General features: G+C 42.1%; 17 protein-coding genes. 11 read left to right on the forward strand and 6 right to left on the reverse strand.

Annotation, left to right across the window (positions count from 1 at the left end; genetic code table 11):
• Window positions 1–77 precede the first annotated feature (77 nt).
• Both HWQ58_RS27540 and HWQ58_RS27545 read right to left on the reverse strand, forming a co-directional pair.
• The gene (locus tag HWQ58_RS27540) at window positions 78–2216 is read right to left on the reverse strand and encodes a peptidase domain-containing ABC transporter (protein ID WP_292870534.1); all 2139 of its coding nucleotides are present in this window, start codon (window positions 2214–2216) and stop codon (window positions 78–80) included.
• A gap of 431 nt (window positions 2217–2647) precedes the next feature.
• Window positions 2648–2878, reverse strand: coding sequence for a DsbA family protein (locus tag HWQ58_RS27545; protein WP_292870012.1), 231 nt, complete (start codon window positions 2876–2878; stop codon window positions 2648–2650).
• Window positions 2879–3333: 455 nt separating this feature from the next.
• On the opposite strand from HWQ58_RS27545, the gene ffh reads away from it, so the two are divergent.
• The 5 genes from ffh (at window position 3334) to HWQ58_RS27570 (ending at window position 7633) form a co-directional block, all read left to right on the forward strand.
• Window positions 3334–4797 (forward strand): signal recognition particle protein, encoded by a 1464-nt coding sequence (gene ffh, locus HWQ58_RS27550; protein ID WP_292870015.1) that lies wholly within the window; start codon window positions 3334–3336, stop codon window positions 4795–4797.
• Between the two features lie 286 nt (window positions 4798–5083).
• Entirely contained in the window at window positions 5084–5344 is a 261-nt protein-coding gene (gene rpsP / locus HWQ58_RS27555) for a 30S ribosomal protein S16 (protein ID WP_292783039.1), read from the forward strand.
• Window positions 5307–5741, forward strand: coding sequence for a KH domain-containing protein (locus HWQ58_RS27560; RefSeq protein ID WP_104906786.1), 435 nt, complete (start codon window positions 5307–5309; stop codon window positions 5739–5741). The genes rpsP and HWQ58_RS27560 overlap by 38 nt, the downstream gene beginning before the upstream one ends.
• Window positions 5742–6148: 407 nt before the next feature.
• Window positions 6149–7102, forward strand: a complete 954-nt coding sequence (locus HWQ58_RS27565) for a PhoH family protein (RefSeq protein WP_292870018.1) — start codon at window positions 6149–6151, stop codon at window positions 7100–7102.
• Between the two features lie 126 nt (window positions 7103–7228).
• On the forward strand, window positions 7229–7633 hold the full coding sequence (locus HWQ58_RS27570; protein ID WP_292870021.1) for a ChuX/HutX family heme-like substrate-binding protein: 405 nt from the start codon (window positions 7229–7231) through the stop codon (window positions 7631–7633).
• Window positions 7634–7729: 96 nt separating this feature from the next.
• Here the strand turns inward: HWQ58_RS27570 and HWQ58_RS27575 are convergent, their stop codons facing one another.
• From HWQ58_RS27575 to HWQ58_RS27590, 4 genes are all read right to left on the reverse strand, one after another.
• Window positions 7730–8476, reverse strand: a complete 747-nt coding sequence (locus tag HWQ58_RS27575) for a peptidylprolyl isomerase (protein WP_292870024.1) — start codon at window positions 8474–8476, stop codon at window positions 7730–7732.
• 93 nt (window positions 8477–8569) lie between these two features.
• Window positions 8570–9976 (reverse strand): HlyD family type I secretion periplasmic adaptor subunit, encoded by a 1407-nt coding sequence (locus HWQ58_RS27580; protein WP_292870027.1) that lies wholly within the window; start codon window positions 9974–9976, stop codon window positions 8570–8572.
• A gap of 88 nt (window positions 9977–10064) precedes the next feature.
• Window positions 10065–13169, reverse strand: coding sequence for a peptidase domain-containing ABC transporter (locus tag HWQ58_RS27585; protein WP_292870030.1), 3105 nt, complete (start codon window positions 13167–13169; stop codon window positions 10065–10067).
• A gap of 18 nt (window positions 13170–13187) precedes the next feature.
• Entirely contained in the window at window positions 13188–13748 is a 561-nt protein-coding gene (locus tag HWQ58_RS27590; protein ID WP_292870033.1) for a helix-turn-helix domain-containing protein, read from the reverse strand.
• Window positions 13749–14207: 459 nt separating this feature from the next.
• Between HWQ58_RS27590 and HWQ58_RS27595 the strand changes: the two genes are divergently transcribed.
• From HWQ58_RS27595 to HWQ58_RS27620, 6 genes are all read left to right on the forward strand, one after another.
• Window positions 14208–14393 (forward strand): hypothetical protein, encoded by a 186-nt coding sequence (locus HWQ58_RS27595; RefSeq protein WP_292870036.1) that lies wholly within the window; start codon window positions 14208–14210, stop codon window positions 14391–14393.
• Window positions 14394–14598: 205 nt separating this feature from the next.
• On the forward strand, window positions 14599–14829 hold the full coding sequence (locus HWQ58_RS27600; protein ID WP_292870039.1) for a hypothetical protein: 231 nt from the start codon (window positions 14599–14601) through the stop codon (window positions 14827–14829).
• Window positions 14830–15013: 184 nt separating this feature from the next.
• Window positions 15014–15238, forward strand: a complete 225-nt coding sequence (locus HWQ58_RS27605) for a hypothetical protein (protein ID WP_292870042.1) — start codon at window positions 15014–15016, stop codon at window positions 15236–15238.
• Between the two features lie 186 nt (window positions 15239–15424).
• The gene (locus tag HWQ58_RS27610; protein ID WP_292870045.1) at window positions 15425–16606 is read left to right on the forward strand and encodes an aminoglycoside phosphotransferase family protein; all 1182 of its coding nucleotides are present in this window, start codon (window positions 15425–15427) and stop codon (window positions 16604–16606) included.
• A gap of 26 nt (window positions 16607–16632) precedes the next feature.
• Window positions 16633–17733, forward strand: a complete 1101-nt coding sequence (locus HWQ58_RS27615; protein ID WP_292870048.1) for a T3SS effector HopA1 family protein — start codon at window positions 16633–16635, stop codon at window positions 17731–17733.
• Complete coding sequence (locus HWQ58_RS27620; protein ID WP_292870051.1) at window positions 17733–18749, forward strand: aldo/keto reductase; 1017 nt, start codon at window positions 17733–17735, stop codon at window positions 18747–18749. The genes HWQ58_RS27615 and HWQ58_RS27620 overlap by 1 nt, the downstream gene beginning before the upstream one ends.
• The last annotated feature ends 84 nt before the right edge of the window (window positions 18750–18833 follow it).

The raw sequence follows: 18833 nt of genomic DNA on the forward strand, positions 1-18833 counted from the left end.
TAAGGCATGAGTTAGAAGGATAAAAGATAAATAATAATCATTCATAACTCATATAAAATAAAAATTGCTTGATAATATTAAGGAGTTAAAAATTTCAAGTGCTGACCAGGTAGCTGACGTAATTCATTGGGAGTACCAGTCAGCTTTAACTCTCCTGTTTCTAACAAAACAATAAAATCAGCCCGCTCAATTACTCTAGGGCGGTGACTAATCATAATAGTTGTTTGATCCTGACGCTCCGCTAATAAATTATCTAAAACTTTAGTTTCTAATACTGGGTCTAAAGCGCCTGTAGATTCATCTAAGATTAATATTGGTGGATTAGTAACAATTGCCCTGGCAATTGCTAATCTTTGCTTCTGTCCTCCAGAAATATTTGCACCAAATTCTCCTAATATAGTTTGATATTTATCAGGTAAATTGCTAATAAATTCGTCGGCACCAGCTATCTGACAAGCTCTAACGATTTGTTCAAAATTAACTGAAGGATAGGCAAAATGGAAATTTTCAATAATTGAACGACTCCAAAAGTGCGGTTCTTGAGGAATTAATATTATTTGTTGACGGCGGCATTCTAAAGAGATGTCTTGCTGATTATAAATTCCATAACGAATATTACCAGATTGCAAGTCATATAATCCGGCTATTAACTTGACTAAAGTGCTTTTTCCACAACCTGATTGTCCGATTAAGGCTGTTACTTTTCCCCCAGGAATGGTGAGAGAGAAATTTTTTAATAAATCAACTCTACCTTGATGATGAAAGTTCAGATTAGTACAAACAATATCTGTATCAGCAGTAATTTCCGCCCAAGGTTTTTTACGATCTTTCTCATCCTCTGCTGTAGCATCTAGGACTTCTGTAAGGCGCTGAATTACTACTTGAGCAGTAATAAATTCATTAACTAAGCCTACCACCGAACTCAAAAAGCCTAAGAAATTTCCACTCATGCCGTTAAAAGCAAGTAATTGACCTATACTTAGAGTGCGATTAATTACAAAGTAGCTGCCTAACCAAAGTAAACCAATATTTGTTAAACTATTGAATAGAGTTGTAACGGTGGTATTGTAAAATCCTAGCTTCAGGGTACTCCACTTGAAATTAGCGAGGCGACCGTAATTAGCTTGATACTCTTCCCAAGCTTGAGGAGTACCTTGGGTAGTCTTAAGTATTTGGATACCGCGAAAAGTTTCTACAAGAAAACCTTGAATTTCTGTATTTAAAACAATAGAAGCACGGGTTTTTTGTTGTAAAGCTGGTAAAAACAGCCAATTAATACCCATAACTATTATAAAGACAAATAAGGAAGCTAAAGAAAGCTGCCAACTATAAAAAATCATTATTCCCAAAGAGATGACAGCGATAAAAAATTGACTGGGTAAACCCAAAACAATTTGAGAAACTAGATTATGAACCCTTTCTATATCATCAATGCGGCTGACAACTTCCCCACTACGACGGGCTTCAAAATAAGATAAGGGTAAGCGGAGGAGTTTATACCCGTAATCTAAAATTAATCCCAACTCTAGCCTTTGAGCGTATTGTCCTACCAAGTGAGATTGAACAATACCAATAGCAGCTCGAAAAATATTTAAAGTAATAACCGCAATGGCTACGGTAGTTAATAGCTGGATATCTCCCCTTACCAAAACATCATCTGTGAGGAGCTGCATCATTAAAGGAGCAGCCAGAGAAAGAAGTCCAACGACAATATTGATTGCGATCGCTTCCGCAAGTATTTTGCTATAGGGTAAAACTCTTTTGAGGAAACGTCCGAAGCCGTCTATATTATCCGACTCCTGTTGATAAAAACGAGTTTCATCTGGAGTTAATAACAGCATGACACCATTCGCCCATCCCTCTAATAACTCTTGATGGTTGAGCTTGCGAATACCTACCGCTGGGTCAGCAATAACATATTTCTTATCTTTATGTGCGTACAATACAACCCAGTGATATCCTTTCCAGTGAATAATGGCAGGCAAAGAAATTCTATCCAAGCGTTCTATTAATTCAGGAGTTGCTCTCACTGGACGGGCATTAAAACCTAAGTTTTCCGCCCCTCGTCTTAAACTAAGCAAAGTAGTACCTTGCTTACCTGTACCTACTAATTCCCGCATTTTGTTAATACCGAAAGTTTTACCATAGTATTGTGCTATGGTTGCAAGACAAGGAGCACCACAATCTTCCTCACTGTGTTGTAAAACCGCTTTCATCACAGAAAAATACCCAATTTTGTACTTTATGTTTCCCAATTGGGTTCTGAAATTAACATAACGCTTCCCCTAATTACCACCGCCATACGCACTGGGAGCAATGCGATTCGTCTTTCCAATCCCCTAATAGTTAACGTTCGTCGTTCGCACAGCGTCTCGAAGAGAAGACGTTGGCGCAGCCATCGCTTATTTTTTCCTAATTTCTCTTAATGCATTATTTGTCTAGTTTGTCAATGCGTAAGTTCTACTAGTGATGATTTTTGCAGGTTCACCTGCAAAAATCATCACTTTTTTACTCAGCACTCAGTACTATTTGCGTCATGGCAGTACTACATACAGGACTTTGCAAGTAAATTAAGTACACCCCTCCCCAAACCTCCCCGCAAGTTCGAGGAGGGTGTGCGACAGCGCGGGTGGGGTATTTTTGTACCTCACAAACTTGAAGTCTGCTGTAATTGTTTTACCTTTTCAGTTACCCAATCGACACGATCCTTTCCCCAAAATCTTTCGCCTTCCACTACCCAGGTTGGTACTCCAGGACAACCAAACTGCTCGTATTCTGCCAAAGCTGCCATTGCTGCAAGTTTTGCTGCTTCCCCGTGGATTAACTCAAGAATGCGATCGCCATTTAGCCCAACATCATTTGCAACTTTCTTAATCACAGACTCATCGTTGACATCAAGTAGGTCAATATACGTCGCTCGAAAGAACGCGGCATCAAGCAGAGGCTCCTTCCCTGCAAAGCTTTTTCGGCAAGAGCGATACCAATATATGAATTTGACGAGTGGTATATCGAGTATGAGTATACTTTGATTCGCTGCGACATCTTGGCTACCGTAGCTACCTAACTAACAATATTACGAATTAGCGATCGCAGCAGTAGCCAATATTCAATCATCAGAGTCCCCAATCCCCACTATTGAAAAAAGGCAGAGGGAAAAACTTTTCTCCCCTGCTCCCTGCTCCCCTGCTTCTTCCCCAATCCGTGTCTGGTTGCTACAGTCGCGGTGAAAAATACTAAGCTGGTAGATAGCACGTTTAAACTTTAGCGGAAATTCCAAATCGCATTCATCGGCGGTTTAAAATTCTCCATTGGCGAACTACCTGTAATTACATTATGTTTGATGCTCTATCTGACCGTTTAGAATCAGCCTGGAAAAAACTGCGGGGACAGGACAAAATTTCTCAATCCAACATTCAAGATGCATTGCGCGAAGTGCGCCGCGCCTTGTTGGAAGCAGATGTCAATCTCCAGGTAGTAAAAGATTTTATTAGCGAAGTCGAAGCCAAGGCACAGGGAGCCGAGGTGATTACCGGCGTGCGACCCGATCAACAGTTCATCAAAATTGTTCACGATGAACTGGTGCAGGTGATGGGAGAAGAAAATGTTCCCATAGCAAAAGCCCAGGAGCAGCCTACCATTGTGCTGATGGCTGGGTTGCAAGGTACTGGTAAAACCACAGCTACTGCTAAGTTAGCTTTACATCTTCGTAAATTAGAGCGTAGCTGCTTGTTAGTGGCGACAGACGTATATCGCCCAGCAGCGATCGACCAATTGGTGACGTTGGGTAAGCAAATTGACGTACCAGTATTTGAACTAGGAAGCAACGCCGATCCCGTAGAAATCGCAAGGCAAGGTGTAGAACGGGCTAGGGCAGAAGGTGTCAACACAGTAATTATTGATACTGCTGGACGCCTGCAAATTGACGAAGATATGATGGCGGAATTAGCCCGCATCAAAGCAACTGTCCAACCCCATGAAACTCTGTTGGTGGTGGACGCGATGACTGGTCAAGAGGCCGCAAATCTTACCCGTACCTTCCACGAACAGATCGGCATTACTGGGGCGATTCTCACCAAATTAGATGGTGATAGCCGTGGTGGTGCTGCGCTTTCAGTGCGGCAGATTTCGGGAGCGCCGATTAAATTTGTGGGCGTGGGTGAGAAAGTTGAGGCACTGCAACCGTTTTATCCCGATCGCATGGCATCGCGGATTCTCGGTATGGGCGATGTGTTGACCCTGGTAGAAAAAGCCCAGGAAGAGTTTGACTTAGCAGATGCTGAGAAAATGCAGGAGAAAATCTTGTCAGCGAAGTTTGACTTTACTGACTTTCTCAAGCAATTGCGGATGCTGAAGAACATGGGTTCTCTGGGAGGCTTGATCAAGATGATTCCAGGGATGAACAAGCTTTCAGACGATCAACTCAAACAGGGAGAAACTCAGTTAAAGCGCTGTGAGGCGATGATTAACTCCATGACTCGCCAAGAACGCCACGACCCCGATTTATTAGCCAGTTCTCCCAGTCGGCGGCGGCGGATTGCTGCTGGCTCCGGCTATAGAGAGTCAGATGTCAGCAAACTGGTGGGTGATTTCCAAAAAATGCGATCGCTCATGCAGCAAATGGGTCAAGGTGGCTTCCCTGGAATGCCGGGAATGTTCGGCGGTGGCGGCATGGGCAACGCCTTTGCTGGTGCTGGTAATCGTCCCCCAGCCCCAGGATGGCGAGGTTATGATGGTGCCCCAGCCACGAAAAAGAAAAAACCCAAAGATAAAAAGAAAAAAGGCTTTGGCAATCTTTAGTCATTAGGCATGGGGCAAAACAGTTCCGTTAGCGGAAGCGGGGCGTTTAGCCCGTTTCGTAGTTCCGTTAGCGGAAGCGGGGCGTTTAGGCCCGTGCTGAGTCATCCGTAAGATTCCCCACTCAGCACTCAGCACTCCTGAAGGGCATGGGGCATGGGTAGTTTGCTAATGACAAATGATAAATGACTAATGACAAATGACAAACGACTAATAGCAGCAAATGCTAGACGAGTGCTAAAATTAGCATTTCGGCATACTTACCAATTAGGAGAATGATTCTTCAATCATGATCAAACTGCGCTTGAAACGATTCGGTAAAAAGCGGGAAGCAAGTTACCGCATTGTCGCCATTAACAACCTCGCTCGCCGCGATGGTCGTCCCTTAGAAGAGTTGGGATTTTATAACCCCAGAACTGATGAAGTGCGACTAGACGTTCCCGCCATCGTCAAGCGACTACAACAAGGCGCTCAACCCACTGATACCGTTCGTCGCATTCTAGTAAAAGCTAATGTTTTTGAGCAGGTCAGTGCAACAGCCGCATCATAATTTCGGAACAAAACTCCCAACAGCTAGCCCCAACTATGTTGAGCTGGTTCGGTTTTTGGTGCAGCCGTTTTTGGAATCTCCAGAGACATTAAGTGTCGATTGTGAAATTTCTCAGGCCCTCAACCGGGTTTGGGTTCGCATCGCCTTTGAAAGCACAGATAAAGGAAAAGTGTTTGGTCGAGGGGGACGCAATATTCAGGCGATTCGTACAGTAATTGCCGCAGCCGCAGCCGCAGCTGGGCAATCAACATACCTGGATATCTACGGCAGCACCACGCCGGGCCGCGAGGGTATGTCTTTTGATGAAGACACAGAAGAGCGATCGCCACCGCCGACTAAGAGAGAACCGCGTGCAAATGATGGGCCTAAACCCATTGTTAAACCACGCCTCCGCTAGGTTGAAACTAAAGAGCAAATCTGAGCGGTTGTTGTTACCTCCGCTCAGAATTTTTATAAAGATGGAAAGTAGCAAAAAGATTTTTAAATCTTTTTTTGAACTCTTTACCAGTAGGAGCGTACAGCTTTGCATTGGTGTCAACTTCAGATGAAATCTTCTGAGTGCATGAGTTTTGCCCTCACTCCCAGCCCCTCTCCCAACACGGGAGATGGGAGTAAATTCTCCAGTTCCCCTTCTCCCAAAATGGGAGAAGGGGTTAGGGGATGAGGGCAAGTTGTACGCCCCTACAACCGATTAATTTATTACAAAAATTTTTCCAAAATGTAGGTAATAAAAGCATAATTTCGCCATTAGCGAGAAAAAATTAACCTTTGTCAAATACAGATCCTCACCAATTAAGAAATACTATGGCAGGTGCCTTAACAATTCAGCTGCCGAATATTACCAGTGCGATCGCTTTAGCCGGAGATGGAGAAGAAAATCTCAAAATCCTATCTCGGCAAACAGGAGCCACCTTAGTGCTACGCGGACAGGAATTAGTGATTTCTGGTACCGAAAAGCAAATTGATCTAGCTTCTCGATTAGTGCGATCGCTTGAAGACCTCTGGATTAAAGGCAATACTATTTCCAGTGCCGATATTTTAACAGCTCGTCAAGCCATAGATAGCGATCGCCAAGGGGAACTGCAAGATTTACAGCGAGATGTCCTCGCCAAAAGTCGCCGGGGTGAACAAGTCCGTGCCAAAACCTTCCGCCAGCGCCAATATATCGACGCACTCCGCAGACACGATCTCACATTTGGAATTGGCCCTGCTGGTACTGGTAAAACTTATCTCGCTGTTGTTGTCGCCGTGCAAGCACTCCTTGCTAACCAGTTTGAAAAGCTGATCTTAACTCGCCCTGCCGTCGAAGCCGGTGAAAAACTCGGTTTTTTGCCTGGAGATTTACAGCAGAAAGTTAATCCTTATCTTCGCCCACTTTACGATGCTATTTATGAATTCATCGACCCAGAAAAAGTACCCAGTTTAATGGAACGCGGTGTGATTGAAGTCGCACCACTCGCCTATATGCGGGGACGTACTCTCAATAACGCCTTTATAATTGTCGATGAAGCTCAAAATACTACACCCGCTCAGATGAAAATGGTTTTGACTCGTTTGGGCTTCCGTTCGCGGATGGTGATTACAGGCGACATGACACAAACTGATTTGCCACTTCACCAACAATCAGGTTTAAGAGTGGCTTTACAAATTTTAAAACACGTTGAAGGCATTGCCTTTTGCGAATTTTCTCAAAGAGATGTTGTGCGCCATCCTCTAGTTCAGCGTATTGTCGCCGCTTATGAACAATATGAAAAATAGGGATTGGGAATGGGGCATTGGACATGGGGTATTGGGCATTGGGCATGGGGCATGGGGCATTAGTTAGGAATCATCGTTTAACCAATGACAAATGACAAATGACAAATGACAAAGGACAAATAACAAATGACCACAACATTGAAAGAATTTTTAGAAGCTTGCGAGACTCTTGGAACTTTGCGTTTAATTGTTACTAGCAGCGCTGCTGTATTAGAAGCACGAGGCAAAGTAGAAAAGTTATTTTATGCAGAATTGCCTAAAGGTAAATATGCGAATATGCATACTGAAGGCTTTGAGTTTCACTTGAATATGGATAAAATCACTCAGGTGAAATTTGAAACAGGTGAAGCGAAGAGAGGTAACTTTACAACCTATGCCATCCGGTTTTTAGATGATAAACAGGAGCCTGCTTTAAGCCTCTTTTTACAATGGGGTAAACCGGGAGAATATGAACCAGGACAAGTAGAAGCTTGGGAAACTCTAAAAGAGAAGTATGGGGAAGTTTGGGAACCTTTACCAGCAGAAATTTAATACAGCTAAACTGATAGGGGTGGAGGAAATCGGATATCTGTACTGAACTGCTCGATATTAACGCTTCTCGCGTTGCCATATACTGGTATTTTACTATTAATTCTCCATAAAAATAGTGGAATAACCAGAAATTAGCTCAATTTGTTGCTTTAACCATTCAGAAAACAAGTCTGAGATAATTTTTAAGCGCAACATCTCGTCCAATTGTGGCTCAATGAGTTCCTCAACCAAAATCAGATGCGCCCCAATCGATGTCAATATTGGTTTGACAACTTGCGGTGGAGTTGCCGCAAAGACAGCAGCAGAAATTTCTGGTTTCAAATTTGCACGGTTTAATATGCCTCGATATCCTCCTTTTCTACGTAGTTCTGTATCTTGAATATATTGATGAGCAATTTCATAAAAACTTATCTCACCTTCACCCAATGCGTAAAACAGTTCCATAGCCAAATCAAAATCATCTAAAACCACTTCATACATAACTATCTGGGCATAATCAATCTGATGTTCTACAAAAAAAGGTTCAACTTTATCTACAAACAGATGTTGAGCTAATTTTGAGGAGATTACTGTGTAATAAACTAATTCTTCAAACTCGTCTAAAGATAAACTGTGTTTTTGTAGCCATGACCAAGTAACATCAGCGCTAATCAATTTGTTCATCAGACGCAAGCTATCTGCCGCTTGCTGTAATTCTTCTGGCTCCACTTTAATACCAACCTCTTCTACCGTATGTGAAATAATCTTGCGAGTAAGAATACCTTTTATCACAGAAGGAATTTGGCATGAAAGCTTGACTTGGTTGAGAATTTCGTCTAGAGAAACAGTTGGCACTTCTAACATAGTAAAACTCCTTAGTGATAAATAAATTGAAGTTGAATTTGGAAATGTTAAAAATGAAACAGCAAAGAATAACTTTTGGAAATTTCTTCCTTTTTATAGTTTAAAACCACCTTTTTGCAACTTTTTAAACGGATCTAGCACAAAATCAACAATACGGCGCTGCCGAACAATTACCTCAGCAGTTGCTGTTTGACCAGGCGTTAAAGCAATACGTTTATTTCCACTTTGAATATAAGTCTGTGGCACTGCAATTTCTAATTCAAAGTTTTCTATCTTACCTTGGGCAGTTTCTACAACTTTGGAGTCTGGTGAAATCCAGTGGAGTTTGCCTTCTATCACTCCATAATCCTGGAAAGGATAAGCATCAAATTTAATTTTGACTGGCATTCCTACACGCAGAAAACCACTTTCTTGACTAGGCATCTGTGCTCTGAATATTAGAGGTACTCCATTAGGTGCAATTTGAGTAACCATCTGTCCTGGCTGTACAACTGTCCCGGCGTTATTGATAGACAACTGAAAAATTGTGCCATCAATTGGAGCGCGGAGTGTTTGCTGTTGTAATTGAAATTGCAAAGAATGAATTTGTTTTTTTGTTTGAGAAATTTCTGATTGTAAATCTACAGCTTGAGCCTGGAGTTCTTTAAGTTGTTTCTGACTATCCAAGACTGCAAGTTCACCTGTGCGTCTAATACGTTGATTAGTGCTTTGTTGTTTGCCAATCTCAGTATTAGCCTGTTGAATATCTGATTGAGCTTGTTCTAAAAGTCCTTGCCGCTCAAACATTGCACCTTCTATTTCTTCTAATTTACTCTTGGAAATAGCGCCCTTTTGCAAAAGATATCGATAACGTTGTACCTCGTTTTTAGCTAATTTGAGACGACCGACTTCTAGGGCATATACTTGTTTACTGGAACTAAACCGCTGCCGTATTTGGTCAAGTTGAGCAAGTTGCTCTGATTCTTGAGCTTGATTTTGTAATTGCTGAGTGCGTAAAGACATTTCCAGTTGATTTTTTAATAACTGAAGCTGATTAACTCGATTTTGTTGACCCTCAAGTTTTGCCTGAGTTTGTTGCAGTTCAGTACGAGTTAATTCTGATTCCAATTCCAGTAAAATTTGTCCTGAAAGTACAGTTTGGCCTTCTTTTACCTTGATGGCTGTAACTTTTCCGGTAACGGGTGCATCTAATCTCACAGTTCTCCCTTGAGGTTCAAGTCGTCCTCTGGCGCTACCTGTTTCGTCTACTTTGGATAGCATTGCCCAAGGTAAGACGATCGCAGCAAATATTACTAGCCAATACAACAAGCCGCGTGTCCAAATCCGTGGTAAGGTATCAATCAGTTCTTTTGTTAAAGAAGACCAGTCTTCACCTAGAGGTGCATAGGATTTTGGCTCTCGTGATGATGGTGTTTTTTTGGAGTCATTCAAGTCCAGTTGACTACTAGGGTAGTAACCGTTCTGACTGAACTGCTCTTGGGTAGTAAATTCATTTGGCATAATTGGTCATACCATTTTGGATTTGAAATATTGGATTTTTCTGGTTTTTAGCAAAGCTAAGAAACGAAAACTGAAGAGGCATTTTAGTTCAAATTGCTATGGTAAGTTGCTGTTGATTGAGGTAGAAGTAGTGACCGCGTTTAGCCATTAATTCATCGTGAGTTCCACTTTCAATCAAAAGACCTCTATCTAGCACCAAAATTTTGTCAGCATTGCGTACTGTTGAAAGGCGATGAGCAATCACCAGTGTTGTTCTATCTTGAAGAATTTTGTTGAGGTTAGTCTGGATAATACGTTCAGATTCAGCGTCAAGACTGCTGGTGGCTTCATCTAAAATCAGCAGTTGGGGATTTCCGACAAGGGCGCGGGCGATCGCTACCCGTTGTCTTTGTCCACCAGACAGGGTTCCTCCCCCCTCACCGATTTGTGTTTCATAGCCCATCGGTAATTCTTTAATAAATTCATGCGCTCCTGCTTGTTGCGCTGCTTCTATCACTTCTTCTAAAGTTGCTTCGGGATAACCTAGACTAATGTTTTCCCGAATCGTACCACCAAAGAGAAAAGTATCTTGGTCAACAACACCAATTTGAGAACGGAGCGATCGCAATGACAAGGTAGTGACATCATAGCCGTCAATCAAAATCTTCCCTTCTGTAGGCGGATACAGCCCTAATACCAACTTGGAAATGGTCGTTTTTCCTGAACCACTACGCCCAACCAGCGCGATCATTTGTCCCGGCTGCACTTCAAAACTAATATTTTCTAGTGTGTTGACATCGCTTTCTGGATGGTAGCGGAAAGTAACTTTATCAAAGACAATGTAACCGCGAATGGGTGGTAAAGATTGCCGAGATGAGGAGTGCAAATCTTCTTCTGGTTCAGCGTCAATCACATCATTGATGCGTTCAACAGCAATCAGTACCTCTTGCAATTCATTCCATAGCAAAATTAGTCGCTGAAAAGGATTAATTACATTACCTAGCAACATATTAAAAGCGACAAGTTGCCCAATTGTGAGTTCGTTTTGTATCACCTGCCATGCTCCAAACCACAATAATGCTGTTGTGACTACAGCTTCAATGGCAGAGCTAAATATTTGCAGTCTATTGCCAATAACCTGCCCGGAAAAGTTCTTTTTAATTGACTTGCCAAAAAGTTCTTCCCAATGCCAGCGCACAGACTGCTCAACTGCCATAGATTTGACAGTGCGAATACCAGTGAGATATTGAATCAAATAACCAGTTTCTTCGTTATAAGCACTAAAAATCTCACGAGAAACACGCTGTAAAAAGGGTGTAGCAATCAGTGCTAGTAATACGAATGGCGGCACAATTACTAATACAAGCAATGCCATCTTCCAACTGTACCAAAACATCAATCCTACGTAGATAAATACTGTCAGTAAATCAAGAACGATAGACAGTGCTTCACCTGTGAGGAAACGTTGAATCTTGCGGTTTTCCTGTACACGGGAAATGATGTCTCCCACATAGCGGGACTCAAAATAGTTCAAGGGTAAGCGGAAGGTATGGCTAATAAAACCTACAATTAAGGCTAGATCCACTCGGTTAGCTGTGTGGTCTAAAAGATATTGCCGCAGTCCAGTCATGGCGACTCGGAATAGGCTAAAGATGAGTAATCCTATCCCTACAGCTGTTAATGTCAGGTCACTGCGCTGTACAACCACTCGGTCTAACAATAGCTGAGTAAATAGCGGTGTGATCAGTCCAAAAATCTGAAGCAGGATGGAAGCGATGAACACTTCTAACAACACCAGCCAGTGAGGTTTAGCTAATTCAAAGAACTGCCAAAAAGGAGTGCTGGTTTCCTTTGCATCTTTAAGTAGGGCGGTAGGTTGTATTAATAAAGTATAGCCAGTCCAACCCGCTTTGAAGTCTGCATGAGAGAGGGTACATTGACCAATAGCAGGGTCTGCAACGATCACGCGATCGCCTGTCACTTCATAAACAACAATGTAGTGTTTTCCTTCCCAATGCACGATAGCTGGTAGACTTTGTAGAGCAAGTTTGTCGAGGCTGGCTTTTACAGGTCGAGTTGAAAACCCAATACTTTCAGCCGCAGCCGCTAAACCTCGCAGTGATGCCCCATTGCGGTCAACATTAGCAATATCTCGTAAAATATTGACGCTAAAACGCTTGCCCCAGTAGCGCCCAACCATCACTAAGCAAGCTGCACCGCAGTCAGCGGCGCTTTGTTGTTCAAAGTATGGATATCGCCGGGTGATACGTTGCCAAAAATGACCGATTTTTACAGTTGGATTTGGGAAGTAAGCCTTACTAATTTTTCTCTTGCTTTCTGGGGATTTTGGATTTTTAGAGTGGCGAGTAGGTAGGGGCACGGCACTACCGTGCCCGTATGAGTGGGGAGTTCTGTTTTCTTCCCCTGCTACCCTTGTACTCCCCGTTCCTAGTGTTGCGGTGTCAGAGTTAATCAGTTGAGCCAGTTGTGGCTCTTTTGCGATCGCTGTTTCCCAATCTTGACGGCTGAGGCTGTAGATTTGGCTTGGTTGAGTCACTTGCCAACTACGTTCTTTGGGTAACTGCTCAAGAGCGTAAATATTTCCAACGGTAAGCTTGCATCCTGATGTGTGCAATAGTTCTCCTCGCCGCAGTAACCAAAGTTGCTGGTCTTTGAGCAGAAAAGATGGGAGTTTGCCAATTTGGAGATTATGCTGTTCGAGTAATGGTAATATTTGCATCAATCCTTCTACAGAAGTATTGGCAAGGCAAGGAGTTTGACGACATAACAGCAGTAGATCCCAAAGTACTGCTTGGCGGTTAAAATGCTGCCCAATGGAGGGATATTTGCGGATGAGCGATCGCAAATAATCTCCCGGAATATAGCAAACTTTGAGATTTACTGAAGCTCTAGCAGTATAAGGCTGAAAGCCTGACTCTGGAAACAAGGTTATCTCACCAAATGATGCTCCCACTCCTACAGATGCGATTAAGTTATCTGTGCTATTGAGCAGTCTGACTTTACCTGCCAGGATGATATAAATACCAACTGTAGCATCTGATGCCTGCCAAAACAGTTTACCTGCATTTGGTTCTATGATTTCAATTTGTTGAAGGCAATTTGAAAGTTCCTGTTCTAACAGAGGTTGACCCAAAGTTTGGGTGAGTTGTTGACCTAGTTGTTGCTTTTGAAACGTAGATTTATTCTGAATCATAGCTTTCCAGGTACGGAATTAATTGTTAGTTTTCATCAAACTGAATTGCCACAAGAAACTAGGTTCGACGTTCGATGGCAAATCGCCAATCTTAATGCCGGAATCCTGTTGAGTTGAGGAATATTTGTCAGTGGTGTTGTCTTTTGGTCGAGTAGAAAGCCCCATTTCCTTGAGCAAACGGTTGATGTGGCAACTGCTAACCTTAATCCCCAGTTCTTTAGCCAAATGCTTGCTTAACCATTGCCCTGTCCAGCGTTGAAATGGATAGCCATACTCACGTGGACTATGACTTGCCAGTTCTTGCAAACGAAGAAGATATTGCTCATTAACAGCTTTGGGGCGACCCATCGGGCGATCGCTCCAATGGTGAGCTTGACCTGTTTGTGCCATAGTAATCCAGTGCCGCGCTGTCTCCTGAGAGCATCCTAAAGCTTCACAAATTTGAGTCTGAGATTGGCCTGCATCTGCCAATAACATGATTTCGATGCGACGGCGGTATTCTGGACGTAAATCTGCTTCTAGACTTTTCAATAGAAGCTTGTGCTGAAACGCTGTTAAATATAGACCTTGCTTGTCCACAGCAATTCCTCCTGGTATAACTTGCAATGCCCAGATAGAAATTAATCTGGATCATCCTTGAGAACCTCTGTTACTTCTCTGAATCAAAACTCCGGGAATTCCACAACTCGTTACAAAACTTTATAATAAGCTGGTAAACAGTTACAAGTGTGGCTTTTCAGGCTGTGGTGGTGTGACAGGGTAAAAACAGCACTATATACAACAAAAAACATAGCCTCAGTTTCAAATTAGGTGATTCGGAGTAGTGGCGCGCTACTGCACTGTAATTTTTCAGACAAAAGTACTTTTATTTTTGAATATTAAATATTTTAATAAGTAAAACATAACTCATTGAATTATGTGTAAATAAGAAGTTTTTAAGTCTTGAAATTATAGATTGAATCTTTGATGATTGAAATGTGATTAGGCAATACACAGCTAATCCAATTCTAAACAACTTCATCTAAGAGGAAAATTTCAATGGCAACTATCAACATTTCTGATTTGCGTCTTACTGGTTCGGAGCTATTTTCTGATTCTGAAGGCTATATGGATGATTTAGTTGATAGCGAGATTGGCGCTATTAAGGGTGGCTTACTGGGTTTGATTGTTGTGGGAACCATCGTTCTTGCAACCTTATATTTTGGTGCAGGAGAAGCTTACTAACCTGTAATAAAGCAGTTTATAGCTTAGGACTTACGCAAAAACCCTCTCAAACTCTCATTTCTCCGTGACCTCTGCGTCGCGCCAGTTGCTTCAAGTCGGGGAACCCGCCCAACGCACTGGCTTCTCTGTGGTTCGTTTTTCGTTACCTGTGCGTAAGTCCTATAGCTAATCCTATTTCAAGCAACTTCATTTAAGAGGAAAAACAATGGCTACTATCAACATTTCTGATTTGCGTCCTACTGGTTCCGAACTATTTTCTGATTCTGAAGGTTACATGAGAGATTTAGCTGATAGCGAATTTGACCACCTTTATGGTGGGCTGCCATTCCTGATATGGGCTGTAGGCTACTATGCAGTTACCTCATCAGCTGCATGTATTGCCACAGCTGGTGCTGTTGTCGGCGGCGTTGTTGGCTATCTCACCGCTGGTAAATAGTACAGCAACTGTAGTTATCCAGTTAGCTACGATTTGGGGTCTTTAAAAACAACTTCTCACATCTGTCAAAAAATAGAATTACAAGCAGTTTTGTGCCTCTTGAAGGCTATCTCCTACTGTTGGTACTAAAGCTGTCTGACAACTGAATCAATGAATTAACGTAAATACTTTAAAGGAGTGTATCATGACAACTATTCACATCAGCAATCTTGAAGTGCCTGGATTTGCTCTGCTTTCAGACGAAGAAAGCTATCTCAATGAGATAAATAACGATGAGTTTAATTTGACTCGCGGGGGAGCATCTCCTGCTGTCGTTCTTATACTTGAATCAATTGCGGCATCTCTCGCAATATCTGTCTCAGCCAGACAAGTTCATGATGCTAATTGGGGGATATTCTCGCCTCTATAGACTGAAAAAAATACGAGAAAATTCTTCTGAAAAAGGTTTCAGCCTTGAACTATTCAGGCGTTATAAGCCTTTTTCAGAAGGACTTTTATAATTTATTGTATCAACTTATAGAGGATGTACCTCATCCGATCAAGAACCGCAAGAAGCAATAAGCATTATTAAGCAAAATTCAAGGAAAATTTGACCATGACATTTTTATTAAGCTCTCAAAATGTTTTCGAGTATTTACTTAAGCAAGAGTTATTTTTTCAGAAAGAGCAAGCTTTAAGCCAAATCGAGCTAAAGGCTGCCAAAAATTTTAACTTATTACTAAGTTTACAAGATGGTCGCCAACTCCTCGTAAAACAGGAGCGTCACGATCAAGAAGGAAAAACTGCGGGTGAATTTTTGAGTGAATGGCGAATTCATCAGCTCCTTCAACAAACTCCTGAACTCAGTCACCTCAGCCAAATGCTTTCAGAGGCTTTACATTTTGATGGGGAGCATTCTGTTATTGTTTTTAACTACCTCAATGACTATTGCGATCTAGTTGATTTTTATATTAAGGAAAATGTTTTTCCCACAGCGATCGCAACTTCAATCGGAGCTACTCTAGCTACAATCCATTGCGCTACATTCAACCGTCAAAAATACCAGGAATTCTTCTCTCAAAATTCTGAAGATATACCCATTGCCCAAACTTCTAAATTTGCTCGTGGGCTAGAACGGATTAGCCCGGAAGTTTTCGGGGAGGTTCCAGCAGACGGTCTAAAATTCTTTGCTCTCTATCAACGTTACGATAGCTTGGGAAAAGCGATCGCACAACTAACAGATGCTTTCGAGCCTTGTTGTCTAACGCACAATGACCTCAAGCTGAACAACATCCTTTTGCACAACGATTGGGAGCAAGCCCTCTCTGATACAGAGCAATCGACTAATAGTATTATCCGCCTCATTGACTGGGAGCGAGGTACTTGGGGAGATCCTGCATCTGATTTAGGAATGCTAATTGGCAGCTACCTGCAAATCTGGTTAAGCAGCTTAGTTGTTAGTAAGTCTATAGATATTGAAGAGTCTTTACGTCTGGCGATGACACCGCTTGAGGCAATTCAACCTTCTATTGCAGCCCTGACTAAAGCTTATCTTACTAATTTTCCAGAAATTATCAAGCACCGTCCTGATTTTTTGAGACGAGTCGTGCAGTTCTCTGGTCTTGCATTGATTCAACAAATTCAAGGAATGCTCCAGTACCAAAAATCCTTTGGTAATACGGGTATCTGTATGCTTCAGGTTGCCAAGACTTTGTTGTGCCGCTCAGAACAATCAATCCCGACTGTTTTTGGAGTGGCAGAATCTGAGCTTACTTGCCTCAAACGTTCTCTTGCTTAAGTAATTTTAAGTTACACCTAAACATTATGCAATTACTAGATTCTGTTCAAAGCCAACTGCCAATTTATACAGCAGTTCGAGTGTTGGATTCTCTTCAAGATATTGTCAACAATGTTCAAATCCAGTCTAATTTTTGTATTACTCATCCAGCTTACAAACCTTTTGAAATTCCTGCTGAGGTAGTAACTCGTTTTCAACGAATACCTCTGGAGCTTCAAAATAAATACCTGAGTCTACAACTGCAAAGTTTTCTCTACGGTATTTATTACAATGGCTGTATGCAAACTGCCCTAGCAGCAAATGCAAGTTCAGATAATCTAGCACTTCATCAGAATCTAGAGAACAATACTTTTCTTGGAGTAGACGTAGAGTTTTACGATCGCCTACATAAAAGTAATCTTGGTGAGGGTTACTTCGATCCAGGTTGGTCTGTGCTGCGCCAAGAAAGTGATGGGAGTCTTGCTGTTACCAAAGGCGGTTTGACTTTGCATATTGAGCGCGATCGCCATTTACAACCTATCGAACAATCAGCGATCGCTGGTAGCTTAGTGGCTATCCGTATGCCTCGTAATCTAGTTCAAAACGGATTTTACATGGCGGTAAGCAATGCAGGGCCGGACACTCATCCTCAAACAGTGAGAGTCTACTTTAATTTAAGCCCTGAAGGTGCGATCGCACTCGTGGAAAGCTTAACACGGCAATTAAACCAAATCAGAATTCCTTTCACCTTTAAAGTACTATATAACCCTTCTGATTACGGACGCTATGACAGTGGAGTTCTCTACTTTGAGAAAAGCAATTATGAAGCAATTCGACAAGTGCTAAAAAGTGTTTATGCAGAAAACGAATCGCATTTCCACACAGAAGTACCCTTGTTTACAAAATTACTTGCGCCTGGAATTGCTTTAGCAGAAGAACCAGACTGCAAATTTGCTGCTAAAGAAAGTTTTGGGATGAATCGCTGTCAAATTGTTGCTAATGGTTTACTAGAAGCACGGGCTACAGGTGATGAATCGCCCCAGAACCGGATGGCATCTATCTATCAGCACTTCTCTTTTCTAGGAATTGATTGGCAGCGTTCTTATCTGAATGCCAATTCTGAAGACATCTACACCCCGTTAGACTAATGAAACTAACCAATCTTGCATCGCCTAAAGTAGCTTCAGCTAGCGAAGTTAGTTATGTAACAAATAATTTCCCAGAGTCGAATTTACCATTTTATCGCAAACTAGGACGGACAGATTTAACCGTTAGCTGTCTTGGCTTGGGTGGTGGTGGTAGCATCTCAAGTGAGGATACGCTTTATGCTTTCGAGCGTGGGATTAACTACTTTTTCTACTCTAGCGATTTGCACCACTATATTTACAGTTCCATGTCTGAGGCGCTGCGTCAGATATCTAGCCGTCGCTCCTCAGTGCGAGAGAAAGTAGTGCTAGCAACTGTGACTTATATCAAAAGTCCAGAAATGGCGCTAGCTGCTCTATTAGATCAATTCGTAGAGCTAAATATTGATTATATTGATGTGTTGTTCTGGGGCTGGATTGGTGAGAATGATGGGGCAGCTTTACAGAATTGCTTGCAGCTTTCTCCTGATTTAAGAGGCACTAATTCTGTTTATCAGCGTACCATTGAAAAAATGTTTGGCGCTTCTGATAGACTCAAGAAGATGGGAGCCGTCCGCTATATTGGTGCTTCGTTTCACGATATTAATTTGGCGCAACAGTGCTTGCATAGCGACCTATTAGATGTGGTGATGGTCAGACACAATGTCGCTCATCGCTCTGCTCAGAGTCAGATATTTAATCAATTGGATGTGCAAGACCCTTCTCGACCAGGTATCGTCACCTTCAAATCGACAGGTTCTCACTCAGGGTCTCTCTGGAATATTCCAGTTGGTTTACCAGAAAAATGCTGGCGACCTACTGTTCCTGACTTATACCGATACTCGTTAACGCAGAACTGTGTGGATGTTTGCTTAACAGGTTTGACTCAACGCGAAGAAATCGATGCTGCAATATTTGGAGTTCAGCAAGGTAAGTTAACAGCCACTGAAGTTGAATACCTAAACCTTTATGGTGATTTACATCGTAACAAGCTCAAAATCCAAGAAGTTTCACCTGAACAACTACTTTACCAAATTTAAGAGGAAATGTCAGTATAATAAGCAACTCATGTCTTGAGAATAAAGGCATGAAATTAAAGTTTGGCAAAAACTGACACAGTGCGA

Source organism: Nostoc sp. LPT (assembly GCF_017115165.1).
Lineage (GTDB): Bacteria > Cyanobacteriota > Cyanobacteriia > Cyanobacteriales > Nostocaceae > Nostoc.